Annotated in this window: 17 protein-coding genes; 13 read left to right on the forward strand and 4 right to left on the reverse strand. The window is 68.6% G+C overall.

What is annotated here, in order from left to right; genetic code table 11:
• Positions 1 to 37: 37 nt before the first annotated feature.
• On the forward strand, positions 38 to 790 hold the full coding sequence (locus VKG81_RS18195) for a beta-phosphoglucomutase family hydrolase (protein ID WP_324397957.1): 753 nt from the start codon (positions 38 to 40) through the stop codon (positions 788 to 790).
• Positions 787 to 3,153 carry a glycoside hydrolase family 65 protein gene (locus tag VKG81_RS18200; RefSeq protein ID WP_324397958.1) on the forward strand — a complete coding sequence of 789 codons (2,367 nt, stop codon included), beginning with the start codon at positions 787 to 789 and terminating at the stop codon, positions 3,151 to 3,153. Before VKG81_RS18195 ends, VKG81_RS18200 begins: the two co-directional genes overlap by 4 nt.
• 6 nt (positions 3,154 to 3,159) lie before the next feature.
• On the opposite strand, the gene VKG81_RS18205 is transcribed toward VKG81_RS18200, so the two are convergent.
• On the reverse strand, positions 3,160 to 4,014 hold the full coding sequence (locus VKG81_RS18205) for a hypothetical protein (RefSeq protein WP_324397959.1): 855 nt from the start codon (positions 4,012 to 4,014) through the stop codon (positions 3,160 to 3,162).
• 58 nt (positions 4,015 to 4,072) lie between these two features.
• Between VKG81_RS18205 and VKG81_RS18210 the strand changes: the two genes are divergently transcribed.
• From VKG81_RS18210 to VKG81_RS18220, 3 genes are read left to right on the forward strand one after another with little or no spacing between them, the layout of a single operon-like run.
• Positions 4,073 to 4,507, forward strand: a complete 435-nt coding sequence (locus tag VKG81_RS18210) for an NfeD family protein (RefSeq protein ID WP_324397961.1) — start codon at positions 4,073 to 4,075, stop codon at positions 4,505 to 4,507.
• A gap of 32 nt (positions 4,508 to 4,539) precedes the next feature.
• Positions 4,540 to 5,679, forward strand: coding sequence for an SPFH domain-containing protein (locus tag VKG81_RS18215; RefSeq protein WP_324397962.1), 1,140 nt, complete (start codon positions 4,540 to 4,542; stop codon positions 5,677 to 5,679).
• Between the two features lie 4 nt (positions 5,680 to 5,683).
• Positions 5,684 to 6,049: a DoxX family protein gene (locus VKG81_RS18220; RefSeq protein WP_324397963.1), complete on the forward strand. Its 366-nt coding sequence runs from the start codon at positions 5,684 to 5,686 to the stop codon at positions 6,047 to 6,049.
• Here the strand turns inward: VKG81_RS18220 and VKG81_RS18225 are convergent.
• Entirely contained in the window at positions 6,046 to 6,828 is a 783-nt protein-coding gene (locus tag VKG81_RS18225; protein WP_414685317.1) for a TVP38/TMEM64 family protein, read from the reverse strand. The genes VKG81_RS18220 and VKG81_RS18225 overlap by 4 nt on opposite strands.
• A gap of 16 nt (positions 6,829 to 6,844) precedes the next feature.
• Here VKG81_RS18225 and mutA point away from each other — a divergent pair, with 16 nt between their 5' ends.
• From mutA to ileS, 5 genes are all read left to right on the forward strand, one after another.
• Positions 6,845 to 8,701, forward strand: coding sequence for a methylmalonyl-CoA mutase small subunit (gene mutA, locus VKG81_RS18230; protein WP_324397966.1), 1,857 nt, complete (start codon positions 6,845 to 6,847; stop codon positions 8,699 to 8,701).
• Between the two features lie 3 nt (positions 8,702 to 8,704).
• Positions 8,705 to 10,933, forward strand: coding sequence for a methylmalonyl-CoA mutase (gene scpA, locus VKG81_RS18235; RefSeq protein WP_324397968.1), 2,229 nt, complete (start codon positions 8,705 to 8,707; stop codon positions 10,931 to 10,933).
• Entirely contained in the window at positions 10,933 to 11,928 is a 996-nt protein-coding gene (gene meaB / locus VKG81_RS18240) for a methylmalonyl Co-A mutase-associated GTPase MeaB (RefSeq protein ID WP_324397970.1), read from the forward strand. The genes scpA and meaB overlap by 1 nt, the downstream gene beginning before the upstream one ends.
• A 42-nt stretch (positions 11,929 to 11,970) precedes the next feature.
• A complete protein-coding gene (locus VKG81_RS18245; RefSeq protein WP_324397971.1) occupies positions 11,971 to 13,233 on the forward strand; it encodes a serine hydrolase domain-containing protein in 1,263 nt (420 codons plus the stop codon).
• 663 nt (positions 13,234 to 13,896) lie between these two features.
• On the forward strand, positions 13,897 to 17,007 hold the full coding sequence (ileS, locus tag VKG81_RS18250) for an isoleucine--tRNA ligase (RefSeq protein ID WP_324398029.1): 3,111 nt from the start codon (positions 13,897 to 13,899) through the stop codon (positions 17,005 to 17,007).
• Here the strand turns inward: ileS and VKG81_RS18255 are convergent.
• Positions 16,982 to 17,563, reverse strand: coding sequence for a class I SAM-dependent methyltransferase (locus VKG81_RS18255; protein ID WP_324397973.1), 582 nt, complete (start codon positions 17,561 to 17,563; stop codon positions 16,982 to 16,984). The two genes, ileS and VKG81_RS18255, sit on opposite strands and share 26 nt — an antisense overlap.
• A gap of 36 nt (positions 17,564 to 17,599) precedes the next feature.
• On the opposite strand from VKG81_RS18255, the gene VKG81_RS18260 reads away from it, so the two are divergent.
• A complete protein-coding gene (locus tag VKG81_RS18260; RefSeq protein ID WP_324398030.1) occupies positions 17,600 to 18,961 on the forward strand; it encodes a DNA polymerase IV in 1,362 nt (453 codons plus the stop codon).
• On the opposite strand, the gene VKG81_RS18265 is transcribed toward VKG81_RS18260, so the two are convergent.
• Complete coding sequence (locus VKG81_RS18265) at positions 18,926 to 19,813, reverse strand: asparaginase (RefSeq protein ID WP_324397975.1); 888 nt, start codon at positions 19,811 to 19,813, stop codon at positions 18,926 to 18,928. The genes VKG81_RS18260 and VKG81_RS18265 overlap by 36 nt on opposite strands.
• On the opposite strand from VKG81_RS18265, the gene lspA reads away from it, so the two are divergent.
• Together lspA and VKG81_RS18275 are read left to right on the forward strand one after the other, a co-directional pair.
• Positions 19,812 to 20,450 (forward strand): signal peptidase II, encoded by a 639-nt coding sequence (lspA, locus tag VKG81_RS18270; RefSeq protein WP_324397976.1) that lies wholly within the window; start codon positions 19,812 to 19,814, stop codon positions 20,448 to 20,450. The genes VKG81_RS18265 and lspA overlap by 2 nt on opposite strands.
• Positions 20,450 to 21,379, forward strand: coding sequence for an RluA family pseudouridine synthase (locus tag VKG81_RS18275; RefSeq protein WP_324397978.1), 930 nt, complete (start codon positions 20,450 to 20,452; stop codon positions 21,377 to 21,379). Before lspA ends, VKG81_RS18275 begins: the two co-directional genes overlap by 1 nt.
• Positions 21,380 to 21,424 lie beyond the last annotated feature (45 nt).

Consider the following 21,424-nt stretch of genomic DNA (forward strand, 5'->3'; position numbering starts at 1 on the left):
TGTCGACGAGTCCGCCGAATCTGCAAGACTCGGATTCATGGGCACAGGCGTCGGGCTTCGCGCTTCGGTGCGGGCATGTTTGTTCGATCTCGACGGCGTGTTGACGGAGACGGCCAAGGTCCACGCGGCCGCGTGGAAGGAGATGTTCGACGACTTCCTCCGTCGATACGCGCAGAAGACCGGTACGGCGTTCGTGCCATTCGATCCGGTGACCGACTACGACACCTATGTCGACGGCAAGCCCCGCGCCGACGGCACGCGATCGTTTCTGGAGTCCCGCGGGATCTCGTTGCCCGAAGGCTCCCCGGACGACCCGCCCGAGGCGGACACCGTGCACGGTCTGGGGACGAGAAAGAACGACATCGTGTTGCGGACGATCCATCGCGACGGCGTCCAGGCGTTTCCGGGGTCTGTCAGCTACGTGCGCGCGGTCCGCGATGCGGGTCTGCCCCGCGCCGTGGTCTCGTCGAGTTCGAACTGCCGGGATGTGTTGGTGGCTGCGGGTATCGAGGACCTCTTCGACGCGCGCATCGACGGATTGACCGCCGAGGCTGAGCATCTGCGCGGCAAGCCCGCACCGGACACGTTTCTGGCGGGCGCCCGCGCGTTGGGTGTCGAGCCGTCGCAAGCCGCGGTGTTCGAGGACGCGCTGGCCGGCGTCGAGGCAGGGCGAGCCGGACAATTTGGCATGGTCGTCGGCGTGAACCGGGCCGATCAGGCCGACGCGCTGCGCCAGCACGGAGCCGACGTCGTGGTCAACGACCTTTCTGAACTGCTCGAGCCGCAATGATCCTGCACCCCTGTTTCGCCGTCGAACCCTGGTCTGTCCGGGTCACGAGCCTCGACCTCGATGTACTGGCTCAGATCGAATCGGTGTTGGCAGTGTCGAATGGTCACATCGGTTGGCGGGCCAACCTCGACGAGGGCGAACCCACCGGGCTGCCGGGTTGCTATCTCAACGGGGTGTGGGAGCAGCACCCGCTGCCCTACGGTGAGGCGGGCTACGGCTATCCCGAAGCCGGGCAGACGGTCATCAACGTCACCAACGGCAAGCTGATCCGGCTGCTCGTCGACGACGAACCGTTCGATGTCCGTTACGGAGAACTACACAGCCACGAGCAGGAGCTCGACCTACGCGCCGGGGTGCTGCGGCGCCGCGTCGAGTGGACCTCGCCCACCGGGCGTACTGTCCGGGTCACTTCGGTGCGGCTGGTATCGCTGGTCCAGCGGGCGGTGGCCGCTGTCGCCTACGACGTGGAGGCGCTCGACGGACCGGCGAGTGTGGTGGTGCAATCCGAGCTCGTCGCCAACGAGCCTCAGCCGGCGCCCAGCAACGATCCCCGGGACGCTGATTTCCTTCCCGCGGCACTGGTTTCGGAGGCGAACTCCTGTCACGACCTGTGGGCCGAGTTGCTGCATCGCACTGAGCGCAGCGGGCTGCGCACCGCATGCGCGATGGATCATGTGGTTTCGGGCCCGGCGGTGCAAAGCGCCTGCGAAAGCTATCCGGACCTGGCGCGGGTGACCTTCACCGCAGATCTGCAGCCGCGCCAGCGGCTATCGCTGGTCAAGTTCGTCGCCTACGGCTGGTCGGGGACGCGTTCAGTGCCCGGGCTGCGCGCCCAGGCGGCCGCGGCCCTGACAGCCGCCCGAGCGACCGGGTGGAAAGGAATGTTGCAGGAACAGGCCGACTTCCTCGACCGGTTCTGGGATCGCTCCGACGTCGAACTCGACGGCGACGCCGAGATCCAGCAGGCCGTACGGTTCGCCCTGTTTCAGGTACTCCAGGCCGGTGCCCGGGCAGAGGGCCGGGCAATACCCGCCAAGGGCCTCACCGGGCCCGGGTACGACGGGCACACCTTCTGGGACACCGAAACCTTTGTGCTGCCCGTGCTCACGTACACCCTCCCCGAAGCGGCCGCCCACGCACTGCGCTGGCGCCACTCCACGCTGCCGGCGGCTGTGCAGCGGGCCGCCCAACTCGGGTTCGAGGGCGCCGCGTTCCCATGGCGAACGATCGCCGGACAGGAATGCTCCGGGTACTGGCCGGCCAGCACGGCGGCGGTCCACATCAACGCCGACATCGCCGACGCGGTCATCCGCTATCTGCGGGTGACCGGAGACGACCAGTTCGAGCGGACGGTCGGCATGGACCTGCTGGTGCACACCGCCCGGCTGTGGCGCAGCCTCGGACATCACGACAGCGCCGGCCGGTTCCGCGTCGACGGCGTCACCGGTCCCGACGAGTACAGCGCGCTGGCAGACAACAACGTCTACACCAACCTGATGGCGCAACAGAACCTGAGCGCCGCCGCCCAGGTGGCCACCCGATTCCCCGACCGGGCCCGAGCGCTCGGTGTCGACGAGGAGGAAACCGCCGCATGGCGCGACGCGGCCGACGCGCTTTACCTGCCGTACGACGAAGCGCTGGGCGTGCATCCCCAGGCGGACAACTTCACCAAGCACCAGGAGTGGGACTTCGCGCACACCAGGGGAGACCAATATCCGCTGCTGCTGCATTTTCCCTACTTCAACCTGTATCGCCGCCAGGTCGTCAAACAGGCCGACCTGGTGCTGGCCATGCACCTGCGGGCCGACGCCTTCACCGACGATCAGAAGGCCCGCAACTTCGACTACTACGAACGGATTACCGTCCGCGACTCGTCGCTGTCGGCGTGCACCCAGTCGGTGATCGCCGCCGAGGTCGGCCATCTCGGCCTGGCATACGACTACCTCGGTGAAGCGGCGCTGATGGACCTCGACAACCTCGAGCACAACACCCGCGACGGTGTGCACATCGCCTCGCTGGCTGGCACCTGGATCGCGCTGATTGCCGGCCTCGGCGGGCTGCGCCACCACGACGACGGACGGCTTGCGTTCCGGCCACGGCTGCCCGAGGCGATCAGCCGCCTGGCGTTCAACCTTTTCCTTCGCAGGCAGCGGGTGTGCGTCGAGGTCAGCCACGACCGTGCGCGATACAGCGTGGCCGACGGGCCGCCGGTCGACATCATCCACCACGGGCAGCCGGCCCGGATCACTCCGGGCGAAACCGTGGAACTGCCGATACCGGGCATCACGGCGCCACCGACACCCTCGCAGCCGCCCGGACGGGCACCCGCGCATCGTCGCAAATCCGCGCAGCGTGAGGGTTGAGAACCCTTACCGCCGCCAGGCCGAGTGCAGGATTGTGCTGATCGCGGCCATTCGGGCCGACCGCACCACGGCGCTGAGCGGCCGCAGCGCTTCGCTGGCGATCTGCGCCTCCGAAGCCGACTGCGTGCCGATCGGCGTGAGGCCGAAGCCCACCGCGATGATCGCGTCGACATGCGCGGCTTTCTCCAGCACCCGCAGCGCCCGCGGCGGGGCGTCGTCGGGCGCCCGGTGGAGGCGGGTCGACTCGAGTACCTGTTCGACGAGACCGCGCGGGTCGGCGACGTCGGCGCCGCTGTAGCCGAACCGGATCGAGCCGAGCGCGTCGGCGGCCGATCGCACGGCCGAACGCAGCGTGTACTCGGCCTCGCCCAGGTCGACGTGAACGGATACCGGGACCGACGGCAGCGAGTGCACGGTCCACGCCAGCGCGCCCGGCTCAGCAGTCTCGTCGGCCTCCGATTCCGCTTCGTCGTAGTGGAATTCAGGCACCAGACCGATCGCGCTCCCGCGCTCACCGGACACGATGAGCGCCTCGCCCGCGCTCAGCGCGTCACGTTCGAACTGGCTTCCCGCGGCGAGCCCGCTTACGTCCCCGGGCACCGGCAGGACGATGCCGATGGCAGGTTCGGGCACACTCCGTCGTCCCGCCGCGGTGCGCAGGGTCTGCAGCAAAGTGACCGCCCCGGCGCCGTCGACATCCGGCCACGGCAGGCCGGTGCGACCGGCCGCGACCGCATCATAGGCAGTGACGGAATGTTTTGGCGCCCAGGCCGATAACGCGTCCAGCACATCGTCGGGAGCTGCCGTTCCGGCGAGCCAGGCGTTGGCCCACACCGACAGCGAGACGCTAGGGCACCACATGATGCCGCAGTGTAGTAGTTCACCGCTGCGCAGGCTGGCTACGCGATACTCTGGCAACATGCCCGTGGCGTTGATCTGGCTGATCGTCGCTTTGGTTCTGGCGGCCGCCGAAGTATTGACCGGCGACATGTTCCTGTTGATGCTCGGCGGCGGCGCACTGGCCGCCGGGGGGGCGCACTGGTTGTTCGACTGGCCGCTCTGGGCCGACGGCGCGGTGTTCCTGGTGGTGTCGGTGCTGCTGCTGGTGCTGGTGCGCCCGGCGCTGAAGAGGCGGCTGACGCCGCACACGCCGGAGACCACCGGAGTCAAGGCGCTCGAGGGCAAGAGCGCATTGGTTCTCGACCGCGTCGCCCGCCACGCGGGCCAGGTCAAGCTGGACGGTGAGGTGTGGACGGCGCGGCCGTTCAACGAGGACGATGTCTACGAACCGGGCGAGCAGGTAACCGTCATGCACATCGACGGAGCGACCGCGGTCGTCTGGAAGAACGTCTAGGGAAACCTGGGCGGATGAAAGGAAACCTTGTCATGAACGGTGCCCTCGCCAGCCTGATCCTGCTGGCCGTGCTGGTGGTGCTCGCGATCGTCGTCGTCGCCAAGTCGGTGGCGTTGATCCCCCAGGCGGAGGCCGCGGTGATCGAGCGCCTCGGCCGTTACAGCAAGACCGTGTCAGGGCAGCTGACGTTGCTGCTGCCGTTCATCGACCGGATCCGGGCCCGGGTGGACCTGCGTGAGCGAGTGGTGTCGTTCCCGCCGCAACCGGTGATCACGGAGGACAACCTGACCGTCAACATCGACACCGTCGTGTACTTCCAGGTGACCAACCCGCAGGCGGCGGTGTACCAGATCAGCAACTACATCGTCGGCGTGGAGCAGCTGACCACCACCACGCTCCGCAACGTGGTCGGGGGCATGACGCTGGAGCAAACGCTGACGTCGCGCGACCAGATCAACGCGCAGCTGCGCGGAGTGCTCGACGAGGCCACCGGCCGGTGGGGGCTGCGGGTGGCCCGCGTCGAGCTGCGCAGCATCGACCCGCCGCCGTCGATTCAGGACTCGATGGAAAAGCAGATGAGGGCCGACCGGGAGAAGCGGGCGATGATCCTCACCGCGGAGGGCACCCGTGAGGCGTCGATCAAGCAGGCCGAGGGGCAGAAGCAGGCGCAGATCCTTGCCGCCGAAGGCGCCAAGCAGGCGGCGATCCTGGCGGCTGAGGCCGATCGTCAGTCGCGCATCTTACGGGCGCAGGGCGACCGGGCGGCCCAATACCTGCAGGCGCAGGGGCAGGCCAAGGCGATCGAGAAGACGTTCGCGGCGATCAAGGCGGGCCGGCCAACACCAGAACTGCTGGCGTACCAGTACCTGCAGACGCTGCCGCAGATGGCCAAGGGCGAGGCGAACAAGGTATGGGTGGTGCCGAGTGACTTCGGCTCGGCGCTGCAGGGCTTCACGAAACTGCTCGGCGCGCCGGGGGACGACGGGGTGTTCCGGTATCAGCCGACGCCGGCAGATGACAACTTGCCGAAGCCGGAGGACGACACCGACGAGGTCGCGGATTGGTTCTCGACCCAGACCGATCCCGCGATCGCCCAGGCGGTGGCGAAGGCCGAAGCCGACGCGCGCAAGCCGGTTGAGGGCCCGATGGGGCCACGGTCGCTGACGACGTGATCCGATGAGTCGGCTGACATCTCCGCGGGTTTACTACGCACTGGCGGCGTTTCAGGCCGCCGACGCGGTGGCGTGCGCGATCCCGCTACCGCCCATCGCGAAAAACCTCGACGATCTTGGTGTGCCTCAAGGCATCCGGTGGGTCCTTCCGGTGGTGAAGGCCGCCGCCGCGGTGGGTCTGCTCTCGGTGAGCCGGTTTCCCCGGCTGGCGAGGATCACCACCGCGATGCTCACGCTGTATTTCGTGCTCGCCGTGGGCGCGCACATTCGCGCGCACGACCGGCCTGTCAACGCCGCTGCGGCCGCATCGTTTCTGGCGACGTTCGCCGTGATGACCGCGCAGGGGCCCGCGACGGCCGACCACGACTAGGCGGGGATCGGATCCGCTTCGGCGTCTTGGCCAACGGTGCGGTGCCGACGGGCGGCGCGGGCCTCGAGCACCAGCCCCGTGACGCCGACACCAGCGGTGACCAACGAGATCAAGACCAGAAGGGGGTCCACCCTGCCGGTCAGCGCATCGCCGAGGATCACCACGGCCAGCGTTCCCGGCAGCAGCCCAACAAACGTCGCGGCCATGTACGGCAGTACCCGCACCGCCGATGCACCCGCGGCGTAGTTGAGCACCGAGAACGGCACCGCCGGTATCAGCCGCAGCGAAACGATTGCGGGCCAGCCGCGCCGCCGCACCCGGGCGTCGAGGCTGTCGATGGTCGGGTGGCTGACCAGCCGGCTCAGTTGCCAGCCGACCGCCCTGACCATCAGCAGTGCGATCAACGCGCTGATCGTGCTGGCCAGCACCGCGAGGGTGGCACCCAGCAGCGGCCCGAACAACAGTCCGGCGGCCAGCGTGAACGCCGTCCGCGGGAACGGGAACACCGTCACGACCACATACGCGGCGAGGAACGCCAGCGGGAACCAGGACCCGACCGACGTCGCCCAGTCGCGCAACTGGACAGCGGTCGGCAGCGGCACCAACAGCACAATTGAGACAAGGATCACGGCTACCGCGCCGGTGATCACGACCCGTCGCCGCGGCACCTGGCGCGCGGTCGCTACCAGGGCGGACCGCAGGCCGCCCGATTCGGCGAGGACAGGCGGCTTCACGGCTACTGAGCGTACGGGCCGTGGATGAACAACGCTTTCCAGCATCATTTAGCCTGATGGCGTGTCGCTCGAAGGCTCCGTCGATCCCGCACAGGTAGAGCTAGCGCGCGAACGGTGGCGCAGGGCCGTCGCCGGTGTGCTCGCCAAGACGCTGGAGCCCGGCGCGGAGCTGCCCACCGAACCCGAACTGCTGCTCGACTCGCCGACATACGAAGGCTTCCCCATCCGCCCGCTGTACACCCCGCTGGACGCGCAATCCGAGCAACCGTTGCCGGGTCAGTGGCCATTCGTGCGGGGGGGCGACGCGCTGCGCGACGTCAACACCGGGTGGAAGGTCGCCGAGGCGTTCCCGCCGGCCGGCCAACTGACGGTCGCAGAAGGCAACGGCGCCGTCCTGCTTGCGCTGACCGAGGGGGTCAACGCGTTGGTTCTCCGGGCCGGCGACAACGGCATCGCGACAGGTCAGCTCGACCGCCTCCTCGAAGGCGTCTTCCTCGAACTGGTGCCTGTCGTGCTCGACGCGGGCGCCCGGTACGTGGCCGCCGCGGAGGCGGTGCTGGCGCTGGTGGCCGACTTCGACGACGACAAGCGCGCGATGCTTTCCATCGATCTGGGTGCCGATCCGCTGACCGCCGCACTGAGCGGCCGCGACGCGCCGAGCATTGACGATGTGGTAGCCATGGCATCACGCGCGACCGATTACAACGGCGGGGTGCGCGCGGTCACCGTCGACGGCCCGGCGCTGCACAACCTCGGCGCCAACGCGTCCTGGGAACTCGCGGGAGCCGTGGCCGCGGGTGTCGATTACCTGCGGTTCCTCTCGGAGATCGGTGTGCCGAAAGTGCTGCGGCAGATCAGCTTCCGCTACGCCGCTGACGACGATCAATTCATGACGATCGCGAAATTCCGTGCCGCACGCCAACTTTGGGCCCGCGTCTGCGAGGTCGTCGGTGAGCCGGGTGCCGGGGCCGCACCGCTGCACGCGGTCACATCGCTGCCGATGATGACGCAGCGCGATCCGTGGGTGAACATGCTGCGCACCACGCTCGCCGCGTTCAGCGCCGGGGTGGGTGGCGCCGACACGGTGCTGGTGGAACCCTTCGACGTCGCGATACCCGGCAATGCGCCCGGCGTACCCGCCGGCTTCTCGAGGCGCATCGCACGCAACACCCAGCTACTGCTCCTCGAGGAGTCCAACATCGGCCGGGTGGTGGACCCGGCCGCCGGTTCGTGGTACGTCGACGACCTCACCGAACGCCTTGCGCAGCAGGCATGGGAGAACTTCCAGCAGATCGAGGGCAACGGCGGATTCGCCGATGCCCGCGGCTTCGTCGCGCAGCAGCTCGCCAAGGTGGGTGCGCACCGCACCGACGACATCGACCACCGCCGCACCAAGATCACCGGCGTCAACGAATACCCGAACCTCGACGAGCCGCCGCTGCAACCCGGCACCGCACACGAAACGGTCCGCCGCTACGCCGCCGACTTCGAAACACTTCGCGACCGCTCCGATGAGTTCCTCGAACGCACCGGCGCCCGACCGCAAGTGCTGCTGCTGCCCCTAGGCCCGCTCGCGGAGCACAACGTCCGCGCCACCTTCGCGGCGAACCTGCTGGCGACCGGTGGGATCGAGGCCGTCAACCCCGGCCCGATTCAACCCGACGGGGTAGCCGGGGCCGCCGCCCGGGCAGGTTCCCCCGACACCGCGGTCATCTGCGGCACAAATGCCCGCTACTCCACCGAAGTGGCCTCGATCGTCGAGGCCGCACATGCCGCGGGCATCACCAAGCTCTATCTGGCCGGGCCGCAGAAGGCCGTTGCCGACCTCGACGAGTCGCACCTGCCCGACGACTACCTGACCGCCACGATCGACGCGGTCAAGGCCTTGGCGAACCTGCTCACCCGATTGGGGGCCTGACCGATGACCGCACCTGATGTCGCCGCCGTCGGCAGCTTCGCCGAGATCCCGCTTCACGGGGAGATAGTCCCGACCCCACCGACGGACGCCGAGGTCACCGCGCACGTCGCCGCCGCGGCGGCAGCGCACGGCTACACCGCCGAACAACTCGACTGGCACACGCCCGAAGGCATTGTCGTCAAACCGGTGTACACCGCCGCCGATCGTGCGTCGGCCGCGGTCGAGGGGTATCCGCTCAACAGTTTCCCCGGCGCGCCGCCCTACCTTCGTGGGCCCTACCCGACGATGTACGTGAATCAGCCCTGGACCATCCGGCAATACGCCGGGTTCTCCACGGCCGCGGAATCGAACGCGTTCTACCGACGGAACCTCGCCGCCGGGCAGAAGGGCCTGTCGGTGGCCTTCGATCTCGCCACCCACCGCGGCTACGACTCAGATCACCCACGGGTGCAGGGCGACGTCGGAATGGCCGGTGTCGCGATCGATTCCATCCTCGACATGCGCCAGCTGTTTGACGGGATCGACCTCTCGGCGGTCTCGGTGTCGATGACGATGAACGGCGCGGTGCTGCCCATTCTCGCGCTGTACGTGGTGGCGGCCGAGGAGCAGGGTGTGCCGCCGCAGAAGCTGGCCGGGACCATCCAGAACGACATCCTCAAGGAGTTCATGGTCCGCAACACCTACATCTACCCGCCCAAGCCGTCGATGCGGATCATCTCTGACATCTTCGCCTACACCAGTGCGAAGATGCCGAAGTTCAACTCGATCTCGATCTCCGGCTACCACATCCAGGAGGCCGGTGCGACAGCGGATTTGGAGTTGGCGTACACCCTTGCCGACGGGGTGGAGTACATCAGGGCCGGGCTGGACGCCGGGCTCGACATCGACCAGTTCGCGCCCAGGCTGTCGTTCTTCTGGGGCATCGGAATGAACTTCTTCATGGAGGTCGCCAAACTGCGGGCCGGCCGGCTGCTATGGAGCGAGCTGGTTGCGGACTTCGGGGCGAAGGACCCGAAATCGCTCTCGCTGCGCGCACATTCGCAGACATCCGGGTGGTCGCTGACCGCGCAGGACGCGTTCAACAACGTCGCCCGCACCTGCATCGAGGCGATGGCGGCCACGCAGGGCCACACCCAGTCGTTGCACACCAACGCACTCGACGAGGCGCTTGCGCTGCCTTCCGACTTCTCGGCCCGCATCGCGCGCAACACCCAGCTTGTCCTGCAGCAGGAATCCGGCACGACCCGCCCGATCGACCCCTGGGGGGGCTCGTATTACGTCGAGTGGCTAACCCACCGACTGGCCGGCGCGGCACGGGACCACATCCGCGAGGTGGCCGAGGCAGGCGGCATGGCCCAGGCCATCAGCCAGGGCATCCCGAAACTGCGGATCGAAGAGGCCGCTGCCCGCACCCAGGCCCGCATCGACTCCGGTCGCCAACCCGTGGTCGGCGTGAACAAGTATCAGGTCGACGAGGACCACCCAATCGAGGTGCTCAAAGTCGACAACAGCCGGGTGCGCGCCGAGCAGCTGGCCAAGCTGCAGCAGTTGCGCGCCGACCGGGACCCGGCCGCCGTCGACGCCGCGCTGGCCGAGTTGACCCGAGCCGCCGGCGGTGACGGTAACCTGCTGGAACTTGCCATCAACGCGGCACGGGCCAAGGCTACGGTCGGAGAGATCTCCGACGCGCTGGAAAGGGTCTACGGGCGCCACCAGGCCGAGATCCGCACCATCGCCGGGGTTTATCGCGACGAAGTCGGGAAGGTGACGAACATATCTTCCGCCACCGAGCTTGTCGAGAAGTTCGCCGAGGCCGACGGGCGTCGGCCCCGCATCCTGGTGGCCAAGATGGGCCAGGACGGCCACGACCGCGGCCAGAAGGTGATCGCAACCGCGTTCGCCGACATCGGGTTTGACGTCGACGTCGGTTCGCTCTTCTCGACCCCCGAGGAGGTGGCCCGCCAGGCTGCCGACAACGACGTGCACGTGGTCGGGGTCTCCTCCTTGGCCGCAGGGCATCTGACGCTGGTACCCGCGCTGCGGGACGCGCTCGCCGAAGTCGGCCGGCCCGACATCATGATCGTCGTCGGCGGGGTCATCCCACCCGACGACTACGACGCGCTGCACGAGGCCGGCGCGACCGCGATCTTCCCGCCCGGGACGGTGATCGCCGACGCCGCGATCGGTCTGCTGCGCAAGCTCGCCGAGCGGCTGGGTTATGACCTGAGCTGATGGCCGATTCCGTCGAGGCGCTCGCCGCGGCTGTGCGCGGAGGCGACCGCACCGAACTGTCGAAGGCGATCACACTGGTCGAGTCGACGCGGGCCGATCGCCGCGAGCAGGCCCAGCAGCTGCTGCTGCGGCTGCTGCCCGAGTCCGGACACGCTCTGCGCGTGGGCATTACCGGCGTGCCCGGGGTAGGCAAGTCGACCGCGATCGAGGCCATGGGCATGATGCTGATCGAGCATGGCCACCGGGTGGCCGTGCTCGCGGTGGACCCCTCGTCGACGCGCACCGGGGGATCGATCCTCGGCGACAAGACCCGGATGGCCCGGCTTGCGGTGCATCCCGAGGCCTACGTGCGGCCGTCGCCGACGTCGGGCACGCTCGGCGGGGTCGCCAAGGCCACCCGGGAAACGATCGTGCTCCTGGAGGCGGCGGGCTTCGACGTGATACTCGTCGAGACCGTCGGGGTCGGTCAGTCCGAGGTCGCGGTGGCCAACATGGTCGACACCTTCGTATTCCTGACACTGGCCCGGACGGGGGACCAGCTGCAGGGCATCAAGAAAGGCGTCCTCGAGCTTGCCGACATCGTCGTGGTGAACAAGGCCGACGGCGAGCACGCGGTCGAGGCGAGGGGCGCCGCCAGGGAGCTCGCGGCGGTGATCCGGCTGATCTATCCCCGGGACACGCTGTGGCGGCCACCCGTCCTGACGATGAGCGCGCTGGAAGGCACGGGCCTGCAGGAGCTCTGGGAGACGGTGCGACGGCATCGCGACGTCCTCATGGAGGCGGGCGAGTTCGACGCGAAACGCCGCCAGCAGCAGGTGGACTGGACCTGGTCGATGGTGCGCGATGCGGTTCTGGACCGGGTACTGACCAACCCCGCGGTGAAGAGGATCCGCGCCGAGGTGGAGCAGCAGGTCCGCGACGGCGGATTGACGGCGGCGCTGGCCGCGCAGCGCCTCTTATCCGCCGCCGGAGAGAATCAGTTAACAGAACGGTAACGATTGGTTTGTTTGGGGGATCTAAGCGGTCATCATGACAATGTGACGCACGCAACTGCCCATGAGATCGGCCTTCCGCGTGGAGTCCGGGGAGCCGCAGATCCGCATTTCGCGTGCGCGATCCGCAGCTTCGCGAACTTGTTCCCGGGCCGCCGTTTCGGTGGCGGGGCGCTGGCGGTGTACCTCGACGGCCGCCCGGTCGTCGACGTGTGGACGGGCTGGTCAGACCGCGACGGCGAGGTGCCCTGGGACGCCGACACCGGGGCGATGGTGTTTTCCGCGACGAAGGGGATGGCCTCCACCGTCATTCACCGGCTGGCCGACCGCGGGCTGCTCGATTATGACGCGCCCGTTGCAAAGTACTGGCCGGAGTTCGGGGTGAACGGCAAGGCCGGCATCACGGTTCGCGACGCGATGCGGCACCGGGCGGGCCTGTCGCATCTGAACGGCGTCAGGAAGGAAGAACTGCTCGACCACCGTCTGATGGAGGAACGCATAGCGACCGCGCCCGCAAGCCGGCTGGTCGGCATTCCGGCCTACCACGCGCTGACGTACGGCTGGTTGATGTCCGGCTTGGCACGCGCGGTGACGGGCAGGGGCATGCGCGACTTGATCCGCACGGAGGTGGCGCAGCCGCTCAACACAGATGGGCTGCATCTGGGCCGACCGCCCGCCCATACGTCGACCAAAGCGGCCCAGATCCTGGCGCCGCAAAGCACAAAGGCCAACGCGCTGTTCAACTTCGTCGCGCCCAAGATCGCCGCACTGTGGTTCTCCAGCGGATTCGGCGCGATGTACTTCCCCGGCATGAAGGCCGTTGTGCAAGGCGAGATCCCGTTCCTCGACAGCGAGGCGCCGGCAGCCAACGGCGTTGCGACCGCGCGCGGCCTGGCGAAGATGTACGGGGCGATCGCGAACGGCGGGCGCATCGACGGAATGCGGTTCCTGTCCACGGACTTGGTACGCAACATGACGGGCAAGCCCAGCTTCAGGCCCGACTTCAACATCATGGTGCCGCTGTCCTGGCACCTCGGCTATCACGCGGTGCCGTTCCCAGGTGTGATGCCAGGCTTCGGGCATGCCGGCCTGGGAGGCTCGATCGGGTGGGCGGACCCGGCGAGCGGTATGTCGTTCGGATTCGTGCACAACCGACTGCTCACGCCGATGCTCCTGGACCAGGTCAGCTTCGTCGGGGTCGCCGCGCTGCTGCGCCGCGGGGCCCAGGCGGCGCGCAGGCGCGGCCCACAGACCGTGCCCGAGTTCGGTGCCCCGTACCCGGAACCGCCCGGGGTGGCGGCGGGGTAGTCGCGTTACGCGAATACATGCTCGAGGCGACGTTCGCGATGGCCATGTCGTCGTCGAGCTGATTGTCGGCGAACTCGTGCAAGAACAACAAGTCCGAGCTAATGTCATGGCCGACAAAACCGGGAGCGCCCCCGCTCAGCGAACCCACCAAGGAGAGGTGACTCCCGTGATACCCCAGTCATCGCGTGCACGCTGCCGCAAGTCGTCGCGAACTACGCGAGCACGTCGAGTCAGTTCATCGGCGGCCTTGCCGCGCAGCCGGGTGAGATTCTGGCGGGCGTGGGCAACTACGCCGCCTTCCCGGGGGCAGGTGGCGAAGGCCTGGACGCACCCGTTCAAGCCCTGACAAAGACGAATAACGGCCGGTACCTCATTTGCGAGGTACCGGCTTTTTAGTTTGCGGTGCTTCGGCCCGTTAGAATCGAGGTAACGGCACCGATCCGGCCATCACCGGGGAGCCTTCGGAAGAACAGCCCGAACAGCCCAGTAGACCCGAACGGGTGGGCCCGTCACAGCCCGCGCATGAGTGGCCGCGCGCCAGCGCGCGGCAAGCGGGGTGGTACCGCGGCGCTCGCGCAACCGCGCGTCGTCGTCCCCGTGCCTTGACCGACACATGGGCACAGGAGACGCGGCGTGACGGAAACCGGCTATCCGCGCACCGAGCTGGGCGCCGACCAGCGCGGCGGCTCGCCGAATTTTCCGGCGCTCGAACTGCAAGTGCTGGATTACTGGCGGGCCGACGACACCTTCCGCGCCAGCATCGCCCGCCGCGACGGCGCCCCGGAGTACGTGTTCTACGACGGGCCGCCGTTCGCCAACGGGCTGCCGCACTACGGGCACCTGCTGACCGGCTACGTCAAGGACATCGTCCCGCGCTACCGCACGATGCGCGGCTACAAGGTGGAGCGCCGGTTCGGCTGGGACACTCACGGCCTGCCTGCCGAACTCGAGGTGGAGCGCCAACTCGGCATCACCGACAAGTCGCAGATCGACGCGATGGGCATCGCGGAGTTCAACGAGGCCTGCCGCGAATCGGTGCTGCGCTACACCGGCGAATGGCGCACCTATGTCACCCGCCAGGCCCGGTGGGTCGACTTCGACAACGACTACAAGACGCTCGACCTCGGCTACATGGAGTCGGTGATCTGGGCGTTCAAGCAGCTCTGGGACGCCGGCCTGGCCTACGAGGGCTATCGCGTGCTGCCGTACTGCTGGCGCGACGAGACGCCGCTGTCCAACCACGAGTTACGGATGGACGACGACGTCTATCAAAGCCGGCAGGACCCGGCGATCACCGTCGGCTTCAAACTCGTCGGCGGCGAGGACGCCAAACTGGCCGGCGCCTTCCTGCTCATCTGGACGACAACACCGTGGACACTACCGTCGAACCAGGCCGTCGCTGTGCACCCCGACGTCGAATACGTCCAGGTGCGATCGGGCGACCGTCGATACCTCCTCGCCCGGGCGCGGCTTGCCGCCTATGCCCGTGAGCTCGGCGAGGAACCCGACGTCATCGCCACCTACCGGGGAAGTGATCTGCCGGGGTTGCGCTATCTGCCGCCCTTCCCGTATTTCATGGACGCTCCCAACAGCTTTCAGGTGTTGCCCGGCGAATTCGTCACGACCGAGGACGGCACCGGCATCGTGCACATGTCGCCTGCCTACGGCGAGGACGACAAGGCAGCCGCGGACAGGGCGGGCATCGTTCCGGTCACGCCGGTGGACGCAAGCGGCCGCTTCGACGCGACCGTGCCGGACTACGAGGGCCAGCATGTCTTCGACGCCAACCCCCAGATCATCCGGGACCTGAAGAACGGCACCGGCTCGGCGGCGCTCAACGGCGCCGTGCTGCTGCGGCACGAAACCTACGAGCACTCCTACCCGCACTGCTGGCGGTGCCGAAATCCGTTGATCTACCGGGCGGTGTCGTCATGGTTCGTCAAAGTGTCGGCATTTCGCGATCGGATGGTCGAACTGAACCAGCAGATCACCTGGCACCCCGAGCACGTCAAGGACGGCCAGTTCGGCAAGTGGCTCGAGGGGGCGCGGGACTGGTCGATCTCCCGCAACCGGTACTGGGGCACGCCGATTCCGGTTTGGAAGTCCGACGACCCCGCGTACCCACGGATCGACGTCTACGGGAGTCTGGACGAAATCGAACGCGACTTCGGGGTCCGGCCCACCAACCTGCACCGGCCTCACATCGACCAATTCACCCGGCCCAACCCGGACGACCCCACCGGTCGCTCGACGATGCGGCGCATCCCCGACATCCTCGACGTCTGGTTCGACTCCGGCTCGATGCCTTACGCCCAGGTGCACTACCCGTTCGAGAACACGCAGTGGTACCAAACGCACTTCCCGGGTGATTTCATCGTCGAGTACATCGCGCAGACCCGGGGCTGGTTCTACACGCTGCACGTCCTGGCCACCGCGTTGTTCGACCGGCCCGCCTTCAAAACGTGTGTCGCGCACGGCGTCGTGCTCGGCAACGACGGGCAGAAGATGAGCAAGTCGCTGCGCAACTATCCCGATGTGGGGGAGGTCTTCGACCGCGACGGCTCCGATGCGATGCGGTGGTTCCTGATGGCATCACCGATCCTGCGGGGCGGCAACCTGATCGTCACCGAGCAGGGTATCCGCGAAGGCGTCCGGCAGGTGCTGCTTCCATTGTGGAACGCCTACAGCTTCCTGGCGCTGTACGCGCCGAGGGTCGGCACCTGGCGAATCAACTCTTCGCATGTGCTGGACCGCTACATCCTGGCCAAGCTGGCCCAGCTCCGCGACGACCTCACCGCGGCCCTCGACGTCTGCGACATCTCCGGCGCGTGCGACGAGCTGCGACAATTCACCGAGGCGCTGACGAATTGGTATGTGAGACGGTCACGTTCGCGGTTCTGGGAGGAAGACCCCGACGCGATCGACACCCTACACACGGTGTTGGAGGTCACTACGAGGCTTGCGGCGCCACTGCTGCCGCTGACCACCGAGGTGATCTGGCGCGGCCTGACCGGGGAGCGGTCGGTGCACCTGACCGACTGGCCGGAACCCGGCGATCTACCTGACGAGCCGCAGCTGGTCGCCGACATGGACCTCGTGCGCGAGGTCGCGTCGGCCGCCTCATCGCTGCGCAAGGCCCACAAGCTGCGGGTGCGGCTGCCGCTGCCCAAACTGACGGTGGCAGTCGAACACCCCGAGCGGCTGGCCCCGTTCATCCACCTGATCGCCGACGAGCTCAACGTCAAGAGCGTCGAGCTCACCGACGACATCGCCGAATACGGCCGCTTCGAGCTGACCGTGAACGCCCGCGTTGCCGGCCCGCGAATCGGCAAGGACGTGCAGGCCGCGATCAAGGCCGTGAAGACCGGCGAGGGCGTCGTCAACCCCGACGGCACGCTGACCGCAGGCCCGGCGGTGCTGAGGCCAGAGGAGTACACGTCACGGCTGGTGGCCGCCGACCCGGAGGTCACCGCGGCGCTTGCCGACGGCGCGGGTCTGGTGGTGCTCGACGCCACCCTCACACCCGAGCTGGAGGCGGAGGGGTGGGCCAAAGACCGGATCCGCGAGCTGCAGGAACTACGCAAGAACACCGGGCTCGACGTGTCCGACCGGATCAGCGTCGTGATGGACGTGCCCGCGCAGCGGGAAGGCTGGGCCCGCACCCATCGCGACCTGATCGCCCGCGAAATCCTCGCGACCAGCTTCGAATTCGCCGAACCCTCCGACGGCATCGAGATCGGCGACGGCGTCACGGTGTCGATCGCGAAGGCCTGACCGCCTTCCAGCGCTGCTCGCCTCCGGCGACCCCGACCCGCACGTCGGTGAAGCCGGCGCGCCGCAACCGGTCGGGCAGCCCATCCGGCGGCACCGGGTTGTAGGTGTCGGCAATGTGGGCGAGCCGGAACGACAGCGACGGGACGCCGTCGCTGCCCGCGAACACCCCGCCCGGTCGCAGCACCCGGAACGCCTCGGCGAACAGCTGGTCCTGCAGCGGCGGCGTCGGCACATGGTGCAGCATCGTGAAGCACACCACCGAACTGAACTCGGCCCCGGCCAACCCTGTGTCGGTGCCGTCGCCGTGGATGATCCGGGCGCGGCTCCCGTACTTGCGCGCGAGCCGCTCGGCCAGTCCCCGGTCGATCTCCAGTGCCGTCAGCGTCGCTGTCCTGTCGACGAGCGCCCTGAGGTTGGCGCCGTAGCCAGGACCGATCTCCAGGGTGTTCTCGCCGAGATCGACGCCGCGCAACACCCAGGGGAGCAGCTTCTGCTCGACCGTCGTCGCCCAGTAAACCGAACCGCAACACAGCCGGTGGACCAGATTCATCGCCATAGTTGTCCTTAGCATGACCGCGTGGCTGATCGTTGGGTGCTGCACCTCGACATGGACGCGTTCTTCGCCTCCGTCGAGCAGCTGACCAGGCCCACACTGCGCGGCCGCCCCGTGCTCGTCGGCGGTCTCGGCGGTCGCGGCGTCGTCGCCGGTGCCAGCTACGAAGCCCGCGCCTTCGGTGCCCGCTCGGCGATGCCGATGCACCAGGCTCGACGGCTCGTCGGCATCCACGCGGTCGTGCTCCCGCCGCGCGGGGTCGTCTACGGGGTCGCCAGCCGGCGCGTCCTCGACACCGTCCGCGGTGTCATGCCGGTCGTCGAGCAGCTGTCCTACGACGAGGCCTTCGGTGAGCCAACCGAACTCGCCGGCGCGCCCGCCGAGGATGTCGAGCGGTTCTGCCAGCAGCTGCGGGCCAGGGTGCGCTCCGAGACGGGCCTCGTCGCGTCGGTCGGCGCCGGGTCCGGGAAGCAGATCGCCAAGATCGCGTCGGGACTGGCCAAGCCCGACGGCATCCGGGTGATCCGCCGCGACGAGGAACGACCGCTGCTCGACGGACTGCCGGTACGCCGGCTGTGGGGGATAGGCCCGGTCGCCGAGGACAAACTTCACCGACTCGGCATTCAAACCATCGGCCAGCTGGCCGCGCTCACCGACGCCGAGGCGGCCAACATCCTCGGCGCGACGGTCGGTCCCGCGCTGCACCGCCTCGCCCGGGGCATCGACGACCGCCCCGTCACCGAACGCGCCGAGGCCAAACAGATCAGCGCCGAGTCGACGTTCCCCGAAGACCTGACCACATTGGAGCAGCTGCACGACGCTGTCGGACCCATCGGCGAACATGCGCATGAGCGGCTGCTGCGCGACGGCCGCGGGGCCCGCACCGTCACGGTGAAGCTGAAGAAGTCGGACATGGGCACGCTGACGCGCTCGGCGACGCTGCCGTACGCGACCGCGGATGCGGGCACGCTGATCGCGGCGGCCCGCCGCCTGGTGCTCGACCCTGTCGATATCGGGCCCATCCGCCTTCTCGGCGTGGGCTTTTCGGGCCTGAGCGAAGTCCGGCAGGAGTCGCTGTTTCCCGACCTGGAGCAGTGGAACGACGAGCAGACCGACACGCACCCGGCCGCTGCGGCCGTGGCCCAGCCGTCGGGATGGCGCGTCGGCGACGACGTGCACCACGATCAGCGCGGGCACGGGTGGATCCAGGGCGCGGGCCACGGCGTGATGACCGTGCGGTTCGAGACCCGGGCCAGCGGCCCGGGGCCCGCGCGGACCTTCGCCGCGGACACCCCCGGCGTGACGAGGGCCAACCCGGTCGACAGCCTGGACTGGCCGGAGTTCGTCAACGGCCTTCTCGACGACTCAGCCCCAGCGGGCGACGACGTCGTCGACCGGTGAACCGGTGGCCAACGCTGCCATCAGCAGCACCCTGGCCTGCGGCGGCCGCAGCCGCGGCACCACCACCGCGCCGGCCTCGACCAGTTCGCGGCCCGGCCCGTATCTCGGGGCGACGCGACCGTTCGGCACCCTCGTCGACACCGCCACCGCGACACCGGCGGCGCAATGCCGTCGCACCGCTTCGACCATCTGCGGCCCGGCGTTGCCGGCGCCCATCGCCTCGAGCACGACGCCCCGCGCCCCGGCAGCGACCACGGCGTCCACCGCCACTCCATCCGCGCCCAGATAGCACGCCACCACATCGACCCGCGGCGCCGACGCCGCGGACGCCTCGCCGAGAAACGGCCGCTCCTTGGCGTCGGTGATCCGCGGACCGGTGAAACCACCCGCCACCTTGTGCGTGCCCAGCGGCGCGAGCACCGCGCCGCCGAAGCTGATCTGCACCCCCAGGCCCCGTGCGGCGGGGCTGGCCGCCAACGCCACCGCGTCACGCAAGTTCCGCGGCCCGTCGGCATCGGGTGCGTCGGCGCTCTTGGCGGCGCCTGTCAGCACGATCGGCGCCTCACCGCCGTAGGTCAGGTCCAGCCACAGCGCGGTCTCCTCAAGGGTGTCGGTGCCGTGGGTGACCACGACGCCGTCGGCGCCCGAGGCCACCGCGTCCGACACCGCGGCAGAGATCCGGTCCCAGTCCGCCGTTGTCAGCTGCGAGCTGTCCTTGGCCATCAGGTCCACGACGCGTGCGTCGGACCCGGCCAGCAACTCCGCGCCGGTGCGCGAGGGACGCAGCACACCGCTGTCGTCGGCGGCCGACGCGATCGTCCCGCCGGTGGTGACGACGACAATGCCGCTCATGGCCGACCATCCTTCCCCATCCGCCCTGGGGGATGATGGACCCGTGACCGACGAATCCGACGCGCGCCCGAACCGACGGGTGCGGCTGCTGCTGACGGTCGCGGCGGTGATCCTGGTGCTCGACATCGTCACCAAGGTGCTCGCCGTGCGGCTGCTCACGCCCGGGCAGCCCGTGTCGATCATCGGCGACACCGTGACCTGGACACTGGTGCGGAACTCCGGTGCCGCGTTCTCGATGGCCACCGGATACACGTGGGTGCTGACCCTGATCGCGACCGGCGTGGTGATCGGCATCATCTGGATGGGCCGGCGGTTGGTTTCGCCGTGGTGGGCCATCGGCCTCGGCATGATCCTGGGCGGGGCGATGGGCAACCTCGTCGACCGGTTCTTCCGGTCGCCCGGACCGCTGCGCGGCCACGTCGTGGACTTCCTGTCGATCGGCTGGTGGCCGGTGTTCAACGTCGCGGACCCATCCGTGGTGGGCGGCGCGGTCTTCTTGGTGGCGTTGTCGCTGTTCGGTTTCGAGTTCGACACCGTTGGCCGGCGTAAAGCGGGCAACGAACCAGGCGCCGGCGGCCGTCATGGGCGCGCCGACGAATCCGACACCACGGGGCAGCGCAAGGCCGATCGGCCCTGATGGCCGAGCGGGCGATGCCGGTCCCCGAGGGGCTGGCCGGAATGCGCGTCGACGCCGGGCTGTCGCGGCTGCTCGGCCTGTCACGTTCGGCGGTCGCGGCACTCGCCGAAGAAGGCGGCGTGGAGATCGACGGCCGGCAAGCCGGCAAGTCCGACCGGTTGACGTCCGGCGCGTGGCTCGAGGTGCAGCTACCTGATGAACTCCCGGCGCCGGAGAACCGCGCCGAAACCGTCGAGGGCATGACGATCCTCTACGCCGACAACGACATCGTCGCCGTCGACAAGCCCGCAGGAGTCGCCGCGCACGCCTCGGTCGGTTGGACCGGGCCGACGGTGCTCGGTGGGCTGGCCGCCGCCGGCTTCCGGATCACCACATCGGGGGTGCACGAGCGGCAGGGCATCGTGCAGCGGCTCGACGTCGGGACCTCGGGTGTGATGGTGGTGGCGATTTCGGAGCGGGCCTACACGGTGCTCAAGCGCGCGTTCAAGCAGCGCACCGTCGACAAGCGCTACCACGCGCTGGTGCAGGGGCACCCGGACCCGTCAAGCGGCACGATCGACGCGCCGATCGGCAGGCACCGCGGACACGACTGGAAGTTCGCCGTCACCGAGCGCGGCAGGCACAGCGTCACCCACTACGACACGATCGAGGCGTTTCCCGCGGCCAGCCTGCTCGACGTCCATCTGGAAACCGGCCGGACGCACCAGATCCGCGTGCACTTCGCGGCGCTGCACCACCCCTGTGCCGGCGACCTGACCTACGGCGCCGACCCGACTCTGGCGAAAAAACTCGGGCTGGAACATCAATGGCTGCACGCCAGGTCGCTGACCTTCTCGCACCCCGCCGACGGCCGCCGCATGGAGATCACCGCGCCCTACCCGCCGGACCTGCAGCACGCGCTCGACGTGCTGCGCGGAGTCGACGCGTGAGCGACACGCGACGCCGGCGACAATGTCGATTTGACGTCGTCCGAA

Origin of the sequence: Mycobacterium sp., from assembly GCF_035314905.1 — a bacterium.
Taxonomy (GTDB): domain Bacteria; phylum Actinomycetota; class Actinomycetes; order Mycobacteriales; family Mycobacteriaceae; genus Mycobacterium.